Origin of the sequence: Streptomyces spongiae (assembly GCF_009377185.1) — a bacterium.
GTDB classification, from domain to species: domain Bacteria; phylum Actinomycetota; class Actinomycetes; order Streptomycetales; family Streptomycetaceae; genus Streptomyces; species Streptomyces spongiae.
Genome location: NZ_VJZC01000228.1, coordinates 1 through 14235 on the forward strand (window position 1 = coordinate 1; position 14235 = coordinate 14235).

The window sequence follows — 14235 nt, forward strand, 5'->3', positions numbered from 1 at the left end:
TCCCCGCACCCCTGGTTATCTGACAACCCGTCAGCTATGGTCCCCTCCACCTACGCCACGAGGGGGTCCCCATGCCCGTCACGGTCGTCCGTTTCAACCTCGTCGAGCCCGGGGCGACCCCGGCGTCGCTGAGCGCCCGCTACAGGGCCGCCGTCGAGATGGCCGCGTACGCCGACGACCGTGGGATCACCACCGTGCAGACCGAGGAGCACCACGGGGTCGCCAACAACTGGCTGCCCTCGCCGTTCGCCTTCGCGGGCGCGGTCTTCGGGGCCACCCGGAAGATCGCGGTCACCGTGTCGGCGGTCATCGGCCCGCTGCACGACCCGCTGCGGCTGGCCGAGGACATCGCCGTACTGGACCTGCTGAGCGGTGGACGGCTGGTGACGGTGGCGGGGATCGGGTACCGGCCGGAGGAGTACGCCCTGTTCGACGTGGAGTGGAAGCGGCGCGGCAGGATCCAGGACGAGGTGCTGGAGACGGTTCTGAAGGCGTGGACGGGCGAGCCGTTCACCTACCGGGGCCGTACGGTCCGCGTCACTCCGCGTCCGTACACCGACCCGCATCCGCTGCTGCTGGTGGGCGGCTCCTCGAAGGCGGCGGCCCGTCGTGCGGCTCGCCTGGGCCTGCCGTTCTTCCCGAGCGCGCATCTGCCGGAGCTGGAGGCGTACTACAAGGAGCGGCTGGTGGAGTACGGCACCGAGGGCTGGACGATGATGCCCGCGGCCGAGACCCCGCTGCTGCACGTCGCCGAGGACCCGGACCGGGCGTGGGCGGTGTACGGCGAGCACTTTCTGCACGAGGCGCGGACGTACGCCTCCTGGCAGTCGGAGGACACCCGCTCGGCGGTGAAGTCGTCCGCCACGACGGTGGAGGAGCTGCGGGCCGAGGGGGTGTACCGGATCCTCACGCCGGACGAGTGCCTGGCACAGGGGCTGGACAACTTCGTCCTGCATCCGTTGTCCGGCGGGATGCCGGTCGACGAGGGCTGGCGCAGCCTGCATCTGTTCTGTGAGGACGTTCTGCCGAGGCTCACCGACTGAGTCCGCCGCCCCGGCCCGGGCAGTGGCCGGGGCGGGGCGGCGGAAGGTGCGGGGAGAGGGGCGGCGGGGACTTGGTCCCTCTCCCCGGGCTCGGTGACCGGGTCGGTCAGGTGGGCCGGGTCGGTTACCCCATCTCCTCCAGCGCCTTGCCCTTGGTCTCCGTCACGAACTTGAGCACGAAGGGGATGGAGAGCGCGGCGAAGACCGTGTAGATCACGTACGTCGCGGAGAGGTTCCATTCGGCCAGCGACGGGAAGCTCGCGGTGATCGCCCAGTTGGCGATCCACTGCGCGGAGGCGGCCACGCCCAGGGCGGCGGCGCGGATCTTGTTCGGGAACATCTCGCCGAGCATGACCCAGACGACCACGCCCCAGGAGAGGGCGAAGAAGAGAACGAACACGTGGGCGGCGACCAGGGCGATCCAGCCCTGGGTGGCGGGGAGCTTGCCGTCGACGAGGTCGTAGGAGAAGGCCCATGCCTCCAGCGCCAGGCCGACGACCATGCCGACGGAGCCGATGATGGCGAGCGGGCGGCGGCCGACGCGGTCCACGAAGATCATGGCGATCACGGTGCCGAGGATGTTGATGATCGACGTCGTGAAGGAGTAGAAGAACGACTCGGTCGGGTCGACGCCGACGGACTGCCACAGCGTCGAGGAGTAGTAGAACGCGACGTTGATGCCGACGAACTGCTGGAAGACCGAGAGGCCGATGCCGATCCAGACGATCGGCTTGAAGAGGAAGCCGCCGCCGAGCAGGTCCTTGAAGGTGGACTTGTGCTCGCTCTTCATGGCGAGTTCGATCTCGGTGACGCGGGCGTCCAGGTCGACGTTCTCGCCCTCGATCTCGGCGAGTACCTCACGGGCGCGCGCGTCCTTGCCGACGGAGATCAGGAACCGCGGGGACTCGGGGATCGCGAAGGACAGCAGCCCGTACAGCACGGCCGGGACGACCATCACACCGAGCATGACCTGCCATGCCTCCAGGCCCAGCAGCTCGCCGCGCTGGTCACCGCCCGCGGCGTTGAGGAGGGCCCAGTTGACCAGCTGGGAGACGGCGATGCCGATGACGATCGCGGCCTGCTGGAAGGAGCCGAGGCGTCCGCGGTACGCGGCGGGGGCGACCTCGGCGATGTAGGCGGGGCCGATCACGGAGGCCATGCCGATGGCGAAGCCGCCGACCACGCGCCAGAAGGCGAGGTCCCAGAGGGCGAAGGGGAGCGCCGAGCCGACCGAGCTGACGGTGAACAGGACGGCCGCGATCTGCATGCACCGGATGCGGCCGATGCGGTCGGCTATGCGGCCCGCGGTGGCGGCGCCGATGGCGCAGCCGATCAGTGCGATGGCGATGACCTGCGCCAGCGCCGCGGAGCCGATGTCGTAGCGGTCCCGGATGGCCTCGACGGCGCCGTTGATGACGGAACTGTCGTAGCCGAAGAGGAAGCCGCCCATCGCGGCCGCCGCCGCGATGAAGATGACGTGGGAGAGATGCTCGGGATGAGCGTCCCGGGCTCCTGACCTGGATGCCTGCGCTGAGCTGGTCACGTGTACTCCTCGGGCCGCCGGCGTCACTGCCGGCGTGGGGTGATCCCTTCCAGGTGGCGATACCTGAAGGCAAAAGCAACGTTGCAGAGACTATGCCTTCAAGTTTCGAAGTCAATAAGCAGGGTTGACCGAAGAGTAAGGTGCAGGTGAGGGCTTTGCGTTCAACTTTTGAAGAAAAGGAAACGGGCCCTGCCGGAGCCCTCGCGGTCGCTCGCCGTCAGCGCAACCTCTGGCTGATCACCTTCGACACCCCGTCCCCCTGCATGGAGACGCCGTAGAGCGCGTCGGCGACCTCCATCGTGCGCTTCTGGTGGGTGATCACGATCAGCTGCGAGGCCTCCTGGAGCTCCTGCATGATGCGGATCAGCCGCTGGAGGTTGGTGTCGTCGAGGGCCGCCTCGACCTCGTCCATCACGTAGAACGGGCTGGGCCGGGCCTTGAAGATCGACACCAGCAGGGCGACGGCGGTGAGCGACCGCTCGCCACCGGAGAGCAGGGAGAGCCGCTTGACCTTCTTGCCCGGGGGACGTGCCTCGACGTCCACACCCGTGGTGAGCATGTTGTCGGGGTCGGTCAGGATGAGCCGGCCGTCACCGCCGGGGAACAGCCGGCTGAAAACGCCCTCGAACTCCCGGGCCGTGTCCCGGTATGCCTCGGTGAAGACCTGCTCGACCCGCTCGTCGACCTCCTTCACCACTTGGAGGAGGTCGGCGCGCGTCTTCTTCAGGTCCTCCAGCTGCTCGCTGAGGAACTTGTGGCGCTCCTCCAGCGCGGCGAACTCCTCCAGCGCCAGCGGATTGACCTTGCCGAGCTGCTGGTACGCCCGCTCGGCCGCCTTGAGCCGCTTCTCCTGCTCGCCACGGACGAACCGCCTGGGCTGGTTGCGCGGGTGCTCGGGGTCCTCGGGCAGTTCCTCGCCCTCGGCCGGAGGGGAGGGCGGTACGAGCTGGTCGGGGCCGTAGTCGGCGATCAGACCCGCCGGCTCGACACCCAGCTCCTCCAGCGCCTTGGTCTCCAGCTGCTCGATCCGCATGCGCTTCTCCGCACCGAGCACCTCACCGCGGTGAACCGAGTCGGTCAGCTTGTCGAGCTCGGCCTTGAGGTCGCGGCCCTCGTTACGGGCCCGGGCCAGCTCCTGCTCCCGGCGCGCCTTGGCGGCCTCGGCGGCGGTGCGCTCCTCGTCGGCGCGGACGAGGGAGACCTCGACATGGGCGAGGAGCTGCCGCGCGCCGGAGGCGACCGCCTCGGCCACGGCTGCCTCGTGCCGCAGACGTGCCCTGCGCTGTTCGGCCCGCGCCCGTGCCTCGCGCTCGGCGCGTGCGGCGCGGTCCAGCGAGTCGGCGCGCCCCGCGAGCCCCTTGACGCGCTCCTCATGGGTGCGCACCTGGAGCCGGGCCTCCATCTCGGTCTGCCGCGCGTTGGCACCGTCGGCGGCGAGCCGGTCCCGTACGGAGGTGTCGGGCTCCTCCTCGACCGGCATCTCCTCGGCGACGGCGAGCCGTTCGGCCAGTTCCTCGGCCTCGCCCATGGCCCGGTCGAGCGCCTCCTGGGCCCGGGCTGCCGCGGCGGTGCTGCGCTCGGCCTCGCCGGCGGCACCGCGCGCCTGCCCGGAGAGCCGTCCGAGCTGCTGCGCCACCGTCGACTTCTCCCGCTCGGCCGCCCGCCGGCGCTCCCCCAACTCCTCGACGAGCGCGGCCCGTTCCCTGCGCTGTTCGGTGGCCAGCTGCTGGGCCTCGGTCAACTCCTCGCACCGTACGGCGAGTTCTTCGAGCTCGGCCGCCGCCTCGTCGACGGACGCCTGCACTTCGAGCAGGCTGGGCGCCCCGGCGGAGCCTCCGTGCGCGAAGTGCGCGCCGAGCAGGTCGCCCTCGGCGGTGACGGCGGTCAGGTCGGGGCGCGCGTAGACGAGGTCCTCGGCGTCCTCCAGGGTGCCGACGACGACGATGCCGCGCAGCAACCGCCGTACGGCGGGCATGAGTTCGGCGGGCCCGCGGACCAACTCGGCGGCGGACGGCGGTCCGTCGGCCCGCTCCTGCGGCGGTACGTCGTCGGGGGCGCCGCTCAGCAGCAGCGCGGCGCGCCCGGCGTCCTGCTTGCGGAGCAGGCGGATGGCGTCGGCGGCGGAGGACGGGGCGGTGACCGCGACGGCGTCGGCGGCGGCGCCGAAGGCGGCGGCCAGCGGGACCTCGTAGCCGGGGGTCACCGTCAGCAGTTCGGCGGCCGGGCCCAGCAGTCCGCCGATACGGTCCTTCGCCGTCAGCAGCGCGCCCGTGCCGTCCTTACGGCGCAGGCCCAGGGCCAGGGTCTCGTGGCGGGCCTGGGTCGCGGCCCGCTTGCGTTCGGCCGCGGTGGCCGACTCGCGGGCCGCCGTCAGGGCCGCCTCGGCCTCGGTCAGCGCCTGCTTGGCCGCCTCGTGCTGCTCGGCGAGGTCCGCGTCGCCCGCGTCGAGGCCGTCGACCTCCGCCTTGAGGGCCTCGTACTCCTCCTGGGCGGCGACGGCACGTTCCTGCGCCTCGTCCCGGGCGGAGGCGAGGCGTTCGATCTCGGCCTGGGCGGAGGCCGCGCGGGAGCGGGCGGCGTTGACCTGGCCGTTCAGGCGGGCCAGGCCCTCGCGGCGGTCGGCGATGGCGCGGGCGACGTCCTTCAGCCGGCGTTCCTCGACGGCCAGCTCGCGCTCCAGCTCGGCCCGGTGGTCGACCGTGTCCTCCAGGGCGCGCTCGGCGGCCTCCAGGGCCGCTTCGAGTTCTGCCTCCTGTTCGCGGATCCGGGCCGCTTCGCGCTCCATGTCCTCGGGGTCGCGCCCGCGCCGCTCCTCGGGGGGCGTGGAGGTGGCGCTTTTCACGCGGGCGTCGGCCAGCGAGATCGTGCCGCGCACCCGCTCGGCGAGCTGCGAGAGCTCGTACCAGGTCTGCTGGGCCCGCTGTAGGCGCGGCGCGAGTTGTCGCACCTCGTCCTCCAGCAGTGCCTCCCGCTGGAGCGCCTTCTTCAGCTCGGCCTCGGCGGCCTCCTTGCGCTGCTTCAGCGCGGCCTCGTCGGCGACCTCGGCCTGGAGCGCCTGGCGGAGTCGTACGAGATCGTCGGCGAGCAGCCGGAGGCGGGCGTCGCGGAGGTCGGCCTGGATCACCGCTGCCCGGCGGGCGACCGCGGCCTGGCGGCCGAGGGGCTTGAGCTGGCGCCGCAGCTCGTCCGTCAGGTCCTGGACGCGGGCCAGGTTGGCCTGCATCGCGTCCAGTTTCCTGAGCGCCTTCTCCTTGCGCTTGCGGTGCTTGAGGACTCCCGCCGCCTCCTCGATGAAGGCGCGGCGGCCCATGGGGTCGGCGTGCAGGACGGAGTCGAGCTGGCCCTGGCCGACGATGACGTGCATCTCGCGGCCGATGCCGGAGTCGGAGAGCAGTTCCTGGATGTCCAGGAGGCGGCAGGTGTCGCCGTTGAGCTGGTACTCGCTGCCGCCGTTGCGGAACATGATCCGCGTGATCGTGACCTCGGCGTACTCGATGGGCAGGGCCCCGTCGGTGTTGTCGATGGTCAGGGACACCTCGGCGCGGCCGAGCGGTGGGCGCCCGGTGGTGCCGGCGAAGATGACGTCCTCCATCTTGCCGCCGCGCAGCGACTTGGCGCCCTGCTCGCCCATGACCCAGCTGAGCGCGTCCACGACGTTGGACTTGCCCGAGCCGTTCGGACCCACGACACACGTGATGCCCGGCTCGAACCGCAGCGTGGTCGCCGAGGCGAACGATTTGAACCCTCGGAGGGTCAGGGCCTTGAGGTGCACGCCGCTGGACTCTACCTTCCGGCCCTGTCTCACTCCATGAACGCGCGGTTTCACCCATGAACGCGCGGGGCACACCCCACGTTAAAGAGAGTGGGGAGGAGCGCGGGGGAAAGTGCGGGGGAAGAAAGAAGGGACGCCGAAGAGGCGCCCCTTGCAGATCTGACAACTTAGCGGTTGATTTGAGCCGCCCAACCACTGCTGTCGTGGTGCGATGCAGTGATCAGGTGAGCGCAGGCTCCGCCTGGTGTGCGTCGATGCTCTCGATAAGCGAGTCGTGAGAAGCGGCAGCCGTCAGCGCGTCGTTTTCCGCCTGGATCCGTCCGAGCTCGGATTCCAGGTCCTGGACACGCTGCTGGAGCCGTCGCATCTCGGCGAGGAGTCGCGGGTCGGAGCCGCCGACGTAACCGAGAAGCGCCTTTGCCATGATGGATGGTCCTCCACACTGAGTGACCGACCGAATCGGTGTGGGTCGTGAGGGAATCGCACCCGAAGTGCTTGGCACTATGGAGTTTTGCTGCCGTTCTTCCATGCCAAACAGCTAAGGTGCGCGGGGCTTTCAGCGTCTCACCAAAAAGTTTGACGGTCAACACGATCACGCCCCGCGTTGGCGGGCATCCCGGGTGCGCGCGGCCAGAACGGGCGGCGCTGCTGTTCCTACGGGGCTCCGGGGGCGGGGAGATCATTCTTCACCGCGGAGCCTGCCACGACAAGCGATTATTGGCAACCACCAGGTCATTCCCGCTCCGGGCGGGTGCCAGGGGCATTTTCAGGCCGCTTCGCACACCCGTTTCCACGCCTCCGGCTCACCGGACGCCGAAGCCGTCGTAGCCCCCGCGAGGTGTGTCCCAGATCTCTGTGACACCGTCCACGCGCCCGGGCGTGTCGGCCCCCAGAAGCCACTCCAGCAGCCCTTGGCAGCCGTCGCGCGGGCCCTCCGCGACCACTTGGACCCGTCCGTCCGCCAAATTGAGAGCAAAACCACTCAGGCCACCGATCTCCAGCGCCTTGGCCCGGGTGAACCAGCGGAAACCCACACCTTGGACGTGTCCGCGCACCCAGGCGACCAGCCGTACATCCTCGCTCATGCCTGCACGCTAACGGGCCAATGTCCCTCAGGGCCCACCGTCCCCCTGCGCCATGCTGTACCGTCCCGGTCCAACGAATCTCATATGAAACTCACTCGATCGCGTGAGTTCAGTGAAGAGAGTGACCGCAAGGTCGAGGAAGGCCAGGACATGGGACGCCACCGACGCTCCGCCGCCGGCCGCGCCGCCAGGGGCCGCGCCACGGGGGTTGCGCATCCGCAGGACGCGATCACCGAGCGCTACGGACCCGAGAACCTGTACGGCTTCGCCGCCGTCCTTGAGGCCGAGACGCCCCGTGGGCGTTCGCACCGCAAACAGAAGAAGACCGTGACGCCCGTGAAGACCGGCCTGCTGGGCGTGTCCGCGGCCGTCGCCATCGGCACCGCCGCGGTCGCCACCGGAGTACTGCCCGGCGGCGACAAGATCGTCGCCAGCGGCGGCGGCAGCTCCGACACCGTCACTCCGGCCGGCTCGCCGACCACCATCGAGGTTCCGCAGGGCGGCACGGACGGCACCGCGGACCGCGACGACGAGTCCACGAGCCGCGGCACCGAGCGCGAGACCTCGCCCTCCGCAGCCCCGTCGAAGACGGCCACGCCTCCGAAGACACCCTCCAAGGAACCGTCGACCAAGAAGCCCGAGTCGAAGAAGCCGGAATCGAAGAAGCCGGGCACGCCCGCCGACAAGGCCACGAAGAAGCCCGAGAAGGAAACCCCCGTGGCCGTCTCCGCGGAGGCCAAGGCCGAGGCGGAGGTGCTCCGTCTGGTCAACGTGGAGCGGGAGAAGGCCGGGTGCAGCCCGGTGGCCGCGAACAGCGCTCTGGCGGACCTGGCCGGGGCGTTCAGCGACGACATGGCCGAGCGCGGGTTCTTCGACCACACCGACCCCGACGGGGGCACTCCGTGGGACCGGGCCGCGGCTCTGGGGATCACCGACCTGGGCGGGGAGAACATAGCCCGGGGGCAGGCGACCGCGGCGGCCGTCATGGAGGCGTGGATGAACAGCCCCGGCCACAAGGCGAACATCCTGAACTGTGACTTCAAGACGCTGGGTGTGGGTGTGCATCTGGGGTCCGGTGGGCCCTGGTGGACTCAGGACTTCGGGTATTAGGAGTTCGCCTCAGGGGGTGGGGGTGCCTGTTTGTTCGGCGACTACCGGCCCGTTGTGGCTTGTCGCGCAGTTCCCCGCGCCCCTCAAAGCCGCCAGCGCTAACCAACAGTTAGTGCAACCTTTCGGTTAGCGCTGTGGCCGAGTATCCTGGGCGCATGGACCTGGACGCTCTTCCCTTTGACGTGTTCGCGAAGGACTGTCCCTCCAGGGGAACCCTGGAGCACGTGACGGGGCGCTGGGGTGCGCTGACGCTGGGGGCGTTGCACGAGGGGTCGTTCCGGTTCAACGAGCTGCGCCGCCGGGTCGACGGGGTCAGCGAGAAGATGCTCTCGCAGACCCTGCACGCCCTGGAGCGCGACGGGCTGGTCCACCGCGAGGCGCAGCCCACCAACCCGCCTCGCGTCGACTACACGCTCACTCCGCTGGGCCGTGAGGTCTCCGAGCGCCTGCTGGCCCTCATCCAGTGCGTCCAGGGCCGTATGGAGGACGTGCTGGGGGCACGCGAGCGTTACGACGAGGTCCGTGGCGCCCGCTGACAGCGCGGGCAGAAATAGCTGGAGCGGTTCATCCAGGGGCGCCGCCGCATCGGTGTGGCGCAGCGCCGGCAGGGCAGGCCCTCGCGGCCGTACGCGTCGAGTGAGCGGTCGAAGTAGCCCGACTCCCCGTTGACGTTCACGTACAGGCTGTCGAAGCTCGTGCCGCCCACGGAGAGGGCCGCGTTCATCACGTCCCGTACGTGGCCCAGGAGTTCGAAGGTGCGCGGGCGCGTGAAACCGGCCGTGGGGCGCTCGTAGTGGAGCCGTGCGCGCCACAGGGCCTCGTCCGCGTAGATGTTGCCGACGCCGCTGATCAACGACTGGTCGAGCAGGGCCCGTTTGATGGTCGAGCGCTTGCGGCGCAGTGCCTGGTGGAATGCCTCGTCGTCGAAGAGCGGGTCGAGGGGGTCGCGCGCGATGTGCGCGATGACGTCGGGCAGCCCGTCGGGCGTGGTGTCGTGCAACGAGAGCCCGCCGAAGGTGCGTTGGTCGACGAAGCGGAGTTCCGTGGAGCCCGCCGCGGTAGCGGCTGATGTCAGCGTGTCCGTGAAGCGGACTCGGATACGGAGGTGCTTCTCGTCGGGCGCCTCGTGCGGCTGCACCAGCAACTGGCCGCTCATGCCCAGGTGGGCGAGGACGGCCGTCCCCGTGTCCTCCACGGGCAGCCACAGGTACTTCCCGCGGCGGCCGGGCTCGCCGATGCGGTGGCCCTTGAGGCGGTGGGCGAAGTCCTCGGGGCCGGCGAGGTGACGGCGTATCGCACGCGGGTGCAGGACCTCCACGTCGGCCACGGTGCGATGGGCCACCCAGCGGTCCAGTCCGCGCCGTACGACCTCGACCTCGGGCAACTCGGGCATGGCACTCCCCCGTGTCTCCCCTACGGGCCTCTCCCCGTACGGGCCGAGCGCCCGCCCCGGGGAGGGACGGGCGCTCGGGAGCGATCAGTCTCAGGCGGACGCGGCGTCCGGGTTCTCCCCGTCGCGTTCGGCGGCCTCCTTGGCCGCCTTGGCCCGCTCGTCCGCCGCGGAGCGGATGGCACGCCAGGCGGACTCCGCCGCCTGCTGCTCCGCCTCCTTCTTGCTGCGGCCGGTGCCGGTGCCGTACGAGACGCCTCCGACGCGGGCGGCAGCAGTAAAGGTCTTCTCGTGGTCGGGGCCGGTCTCCGAGACCAGGTACTCGGGCACGCCGAGCCCCTCGGTCGCGGTGAGCTCCTGGAGACTGGTCTTCCAGTCCAGGCCGGCTCCGAGGTTCGAGGACTTCTCGATCAACGGGTCGAACAGGCGGTGCACCAGCTCCGCCGCCGAGTCGAGCCCCTGGTCGAGGTACACCGCGCCGATCACCGCTTCGAGGGTGTCGGCGAGGATGGACGCCTTGTCCCGGCCGCCCGTGCCCTCTTCACCCCGGCCGAGCCGGATGAAGGAGCCGAGGTCGAGGCCGCGGCCCACCTCCGCCAGCGCACGCGAGTTGACCACCGCGGCCCGCAGCTTGGCCAGTTGGCCTTCGGGCAGGTCGGGGTGGGTGCGGTACAGCGTGTCCGTGACCACCAGGCCGAGCACGGAGTCCCCGAGGAACTCCAGGCGCTCGTTGGTGGGCAGACCGCCGTTCTCGTACGCGTAGGAACGGTGGGTCAGCGCACGCACCAGAAGGGCGGACTCGAGCTTGTAGCCGAGCCGCCCTTCCAGAAGCGTGTGGGACGAGGCCGTGTTCTCCGCCGGGCCACCTCCGCTTGCGCGAAGAGGGTTCTTCTTGGCGTCAGACATCAGACCTCTCACCGGCCACTCAGACTTCGAGGACCTGGCGCTTGTTGTAGGTGCCGCAAGACGGGCACGCGATGTGCTGCTGCTTGGGCTCGTGGCAGCGCTCGCACGCAACCAGGGTGGGGACCGCAGCCTTCCACTGCGACCGGCGGTGGCGCGTGTTGCTGCGCGACATCTTCCGCTTCGGAACAGCCACGGCTACTTCTCCTGCTTCTCGTCGACGCCCGGTTCGGCGCCGCTCATCTCGTCCTTCTCGCCGTCTTCGAGTGAACCGGCGAGTCCCTGCAGTGCCGCCCAACGGATGTCGACGGCGTCGTGGTGGTGGTCCGGGTCGTCCGCCAGCCGGGCTCCGCACTCGGAGCACAGGCCGGGGCAGTCGTCCTGGCACACCGGCTGCATCGGCAGGGCAAGCACCACCGCGTCACGCAGCACGGGTTCGAGGTCGAACAAGCCGTCCTCGATGAAGAGCCTGTCCTCGTCGTCCTCGGCGTCGTCAGCGTTTTCATCGGGCCGTGCGATCACGCGGCCCCGCTCGTCGGCGTCGGGGTACGAGAACATCTCCTGGAAGTCCGCTTCGAGCGAGAGCTCCAGCGACTCCAGACACCTTACGCACTCCCCCTTGGCCTGTGCACGGGCGGTGCCCGTGACGAGCACCCCTTCCATGACCGACTCCAGACGGAGTTCGAGCTCCACCGGGGCGCCTTCCGGCACTCCGATGACCCCCTGGATACCGAAGTCCTTGGGAGCGTCTACCTCGCGGGTCAGGCGCTGCAGCGCACCAGGCCGCCGACCCAGCTCGTGCGTGTCGAACACGAAGGGGTTGCGGTGGTCGAGGCGGGCGTTCAGAGCCATTTCTGCTTTCGGTCTTCGGAGCTCAGAGGGGCTGCCCTGCGGTGTTCCGGGCAGCTTTGATCGCGGACGTACACGCGACCGAAGAGCCAGGATACTGGACCTTTCGCTCAGGTCCCAATCCGCGGTCAGCGCTCCTGCTCGTAGCGGCGCAGCTGCTCCGCGCTGATCATGGTGGTGTCGAAGAGACTCGTCTCGTCGAGCGTGTTCGGCTGAGGCTGGGCATAGCCCTGGTGCCCCTGGTGGTCGTGCTGCCCCTGCTGGTCGTGGTGTCCCTGCTGGGCCTGGTTCGGGTCGTACGCGGGCTGCTGCGGGTACGCGGCGTACGGATCGGCCTGCTGGTGCTGGTAGCCGTACGGGTCGGCCTGCTGGGCGTACTGCTGCTGGTAGCCGTACTGGTCCTGCTGCTGGTACGCGTAGGCGTCCTGCTGGGCGTACTGCGGCTGGGCCGGGATCTCGGGAGTGCGGGCGGGCTCCGGGACGTCCGCGAGTTCGGCCAGGCCCGCGAGGTAGTCGGCGTCGCTGGTGTGCTGCGCCGGCGTGCCGTCCTCGTTCAGGGAGAGGGCGCCGAGGTCGTCGGTGGCGATGCGGCCGTGCAGCTTCTCGCGGCCGCGTCCGACGGCCTCCAGGGTCTTGGCGAGGACCGCCTCGAAGGCGCCCAGCTTGACGTCCACGTACGCGTCCGCGTCCTTGCGCAGGGTCTCGGGGTCGTGGCTGCGCTCGGGGGCGTCCTCGTCCTCGTAGCCGTTCTCGTCGGTGCCGGGGCCGGTGCCGAGGAGCTTCTCGCGGCCGCGGCCGACGGAGCCGAGAGTCTTGGTGAGGACGACCTCGAAGTTGGCGAGCTTGGAGTCGACGTAGTCGTCGGCCTCCGCGCGGATCTCCTCGGCCTCCTGGCGGGCCTCGGCGAGGATGCGCTCGGCCTCGTTCTGGGAGCGGCGGGCGACCTCGGTGTCGGAGATCAGGGAGCCGCGCTCGGCGTGCGCGGTCTCGATGATCCGGTCGGCCTCCTGGCGGGCCCGCTGGACCATCTGCTCACGGTCGCCGATCAGCTCCTCGGCCTGGGCGAGGGAGCCGGGCAGCGCCGCGCGCACCTCTTCGAGCATCGAGAGCAGCTCGGCGCGGTTGACCACGCACGAGGCCGACATGGGCATGCCCCGGGCACTGGAGACCGAGGTGACGATCTCGTCGAGCTTCTTCTGCACGTCCACCGTGTGCTCGCCACTCTCTACACGTTGTTGGAGACGGACGGGTCGACTGTACGGCAGTCCTTTCTCCGCCCGCCCTCAGTCCTTCGCGAGGCGCTCGTTCAGGGCTTCCAGGACCTCCGGCGGTACCAGGTGCGAGACGTCGCCGCCCCAGGCCGCGACCTCCTTGACCAGGGAGGACGACAGGAAGCTGTAGGTGGGGTTGGTGGGTACGAAGAGGGTCTCCACACCCGAGAGGCCGTTGTTCATCTGGGCCATCTGGAGCTCGTAGTCGAAGTCGCTGACCGCGCGCAGCCCCTTGACGATGGCGGGGATGTCGCGCTGCTTGCAGAAGTCGACGAGGAGGCCGTGGAATGCCTCGACCTCGACGTTCCCGTACTCGGCGGTGACCCGGCGGATCAGGTCGATCCGCTCGTCGACGGTGAACAGGCCCTGCTTGGACTTGTTGATCATCACCGCGACATGTACGACGTCGTACAGCTTGGAGGCACGGGCGATGATGTCGAGGTGTCCGTTGGTGATGGGGTCGAACGACCCGGGACAGACGGCGCGGCGCAACTTGGGTCCCTCGCTCTCCGGTCCGGTCATCGTGCGTCATCGCACGTAGAGGCGGCGCGACCGTACCAAAGCGTTCCTTCGCCGTAGCGACGGGCCCGGAGCGCGTCGAAACCGTCCGGCCACCGGAATTCACCGCCTCTGGTGCTGCGCTCCACGGTGACGAGGGCTTCGGCGGCGAGCCAGCCCCCGGCACGGAGTGTGAGCAGAATCTCGCGAAGATCGTCATCCGTGACCTTGTACGGGGGGTCGAGGAAGACGATGTCGTACGGCCTCTCCGGTGCCGGCGCGTGGATGATCTGCTCCGCTTTGCCCGCTCTGACCTCGGCGCCGGGGAGGCCCAGTGCCTTCACGTTCTCGCGGACCGTGCGGACGGCGCGGGCGTCGGCCTCGACGAGCAGGGCGTGGCCCGCGCCCCGGCTGAGCGCCTCCAGGCCCACGGCGCCCGAGCCGGCGTAGAGGTCGATGACGTGCTCGCCGTCGAGCGGGCCGCCGAGCAGGGACTGCCAGGTGGAGAAGAGGCCCTCGCGTGCGCGGTCGGAGGTGGGGCGGGTGCCGTGGCCCGGCGGGACGGCCAGGCGGCGTCCGCCGGCCGCGCCGGCGATCACGCGGGTCATCTCGGGTCCTTGGTCGTGGGGGCGGTCACGAGTCCAGTTTGGCAGGCGGGGGTGAGCGGGTGTCGTGGTGTGGGCGTGGGTGACGTGGGTGAGTGGTGGGCGCGAGGTTTTGTCGCCCCCGCCGCCCCTACCCGTCCCATCCCTGGGGGCTGCGCCCCCAGAC

At 70.1% G+C, this 14235-nt stretch carries 14 protein-coding genes; 3 read left to right on the forward strand and 11 right to left on the reverse strand.

What is annotated here, in order from left to right:
* Positions 1-71 precede the first annotated feature (71 nt).
* Positions 72-1043, forward strand: coding sequence for an LLM class flavin-dependent oxidoreductase (locus FNH08_RS26770; protein WP_152774089.1), 972 nt, complete (start codon positions 72-74; stop codon positions 1041-1043).
* A 124-nt stretch (positions 1044-1167) separates the two neighbouring features.
* On the opposite strand, the gene FNH08_RS26775 is transcribed toward FNH08_RS26770, so the two are convergent.
* The 4 genes from FNH08_RS26775 to FNH08_RS26790 all read right to left on the reverse strand — a co-directional run bounded on the left by FNH08_RS26775 (position 1168) and on the right by FNH08_RS26790 (position 7443).
* A complete protein-coding gene (locus tag FNH08_RS26775) occupies positions 1168-2586 on the reverse strand; it encodes a sugar porter family MFS transporter (protein WP_322725452.1) in 1419 nt (472 codons plus the stop codon).
* Between the two features lie 217 nt (positions 2587-2803).
* Positions 2804-6358, reverse strand: coding sequence for a chromosome segregation protein SMC (gene smc / locus FNH08_RS26780; protein ID WP_322725453.1), 3555 nt, complete (start codon positions 6356-6358; stop codon positions 2804-2806).
* A gap of 220 nt (positions 6359-6578) precedes the next feature.
* A complete protein-coding gene (locus tag FNH08_RS26785; RefSeq protein ID WP_152774090.1) occupies positions 6579-6782 on the reverse strand; it encodes a hypothetical protein in 204 nt (67 codons plus the stop codon).
* A 379-nt stretch (positions 6783-7161) separates the two neighbouring features.
* Positions 7162-7443, reverse strand: a complete 282-nt coding sequence (locus tag FNH08_RS26790; protein ID WP_152774091.1) for an acylphosphatase — start codon at positions 7441-7443, stop codon at positions 7162-7164.
* 150 nt (positions 7444-7593) lie between these two features.
* Here FNH08_RS26790 and FNH08_RS26795 point away from each other — a divergent pair, with 150 nt between their 5' ends.
* Both FNH08_RS26795 and FNH08_RS26800 read left to right on the forward strand, forming a co-directional pair.
* Positions 7594-8553 carry a CAP domain-containing protein gene (locus FNH08_RS26795; protein ID WP_152774092.1) on the forward strand — a complete coding sequence of 320 codons (960 nt, stop codon included), beginning with the start codon at positions 7594-7596 and terminating at the stop codon, positions 8551-8553.
* 155 nt (positions 8554-8708) lie between these two features.
* The gene (locus FNH08_RS26800; protein ID WP_152774093.1) at positions 8709-9089 is read left to right on the forward strand and encodes a winged helix-turn-helix transcriptional regulator; all 381 of its coding nucleotides are present in this window, start codon (positions 8709-8711) and stop codon (positions 9087-9089) included.
* Here the strand turns inward: FNH08_RS26800 and mutM are convergent.
* From mutM to rsmD, 7 genes are all read right to left on the reverse strand, one after another.
* Positions 9062-9946, reverse strand: a complete 885-nt coding sequence (mutM, locus tag FNH08_RS26805) for a bifunctional DNA-formamidopyrimidine glycosylase/DNA-(apurinic or apyrimidinic site) lyase (protein ID WP_152774094.1) — start codon at positions 9944-9946, stop codon at positions 9062-9064. The genes FNH08_RS26800 and mutM overlap by 28 nt on opposite strands.
* A 90-nt stretch (positions 9947-10036) precedes the next feature.
* Positions 10037-10849, reverse strand: coding sequence for a ribonuclease III (rnc, locus tag FNH08_RS26810; RefSeq protein ID WP_152774095.1), 813 nt, complete (start codon positions 10847-10849; stop codon positions 10037-10039).
* 19 nt (positions 10850-10868) lie between these two features.
* On the reverse strand, positions 10869-11042 hold the full coding sequence (rpmF, locus tag FNH08_RS26815) for a 50S ribosomal protein L32 (RefSeq protein WP_003951102.1): 174 nt from the start codon (positions 11040-11042) through the stop codon (positions 10869-10871).
* A 2-nt stretch (positions 11043-11044) separates the two neighbouring features.
* Positions 11045-11698: a YceD family protein gene (locus FNH08_RS26820; protein WP_152774096.1), complete on the reverse strand. Its 654-nt coding sequence runs from the start codon at positions 11696-11698 to the stop codon at positions 11045-11047.
* A gap of 125 nt (positions 11699-11823) precedes the next feature.
* The gene (locus FNH08_RS26825) at positions 11824-12903 is read right to left on the reverse strand and encodes an ATP synthase F0 subunit B (protein WP_322725455.1); all 1080 of its coding nucleotides are present in this window, start codon (positions 12901-12903) and stop codon (positions 11824-11826) included.
* A 75-nt stretch (positions 12904-12978) separates the two neighbouring features.
* Positions 12979-13458 (reverse strand): pantetheine-phosphate adenylyltransferase, encoded by a 480-nt coding sequence (gene coaD / locus FNH08_RS26830; RefSeq protein WP_194238624.1) that lies wholly within the window; start codon positions 13456-13458, stop codon positions 12979-12981.
* 26 nt (positions 13459-13484) lie between these two features.
* On the reverse strand, positions 13485-14117 hold the full coding sequence (rsmD, locus tag FNH08_RS26835; RefSeq protein WP_228034373.1) for a 16S rRNA (guanine(966)-N(2))-methyltransferase RsmD: 633 nt from the start codon (positions 14115-14117) through the stop codon (positions 13485-13487).
* Positions 14118-14235: the final 118 nt, after the last annotated feature.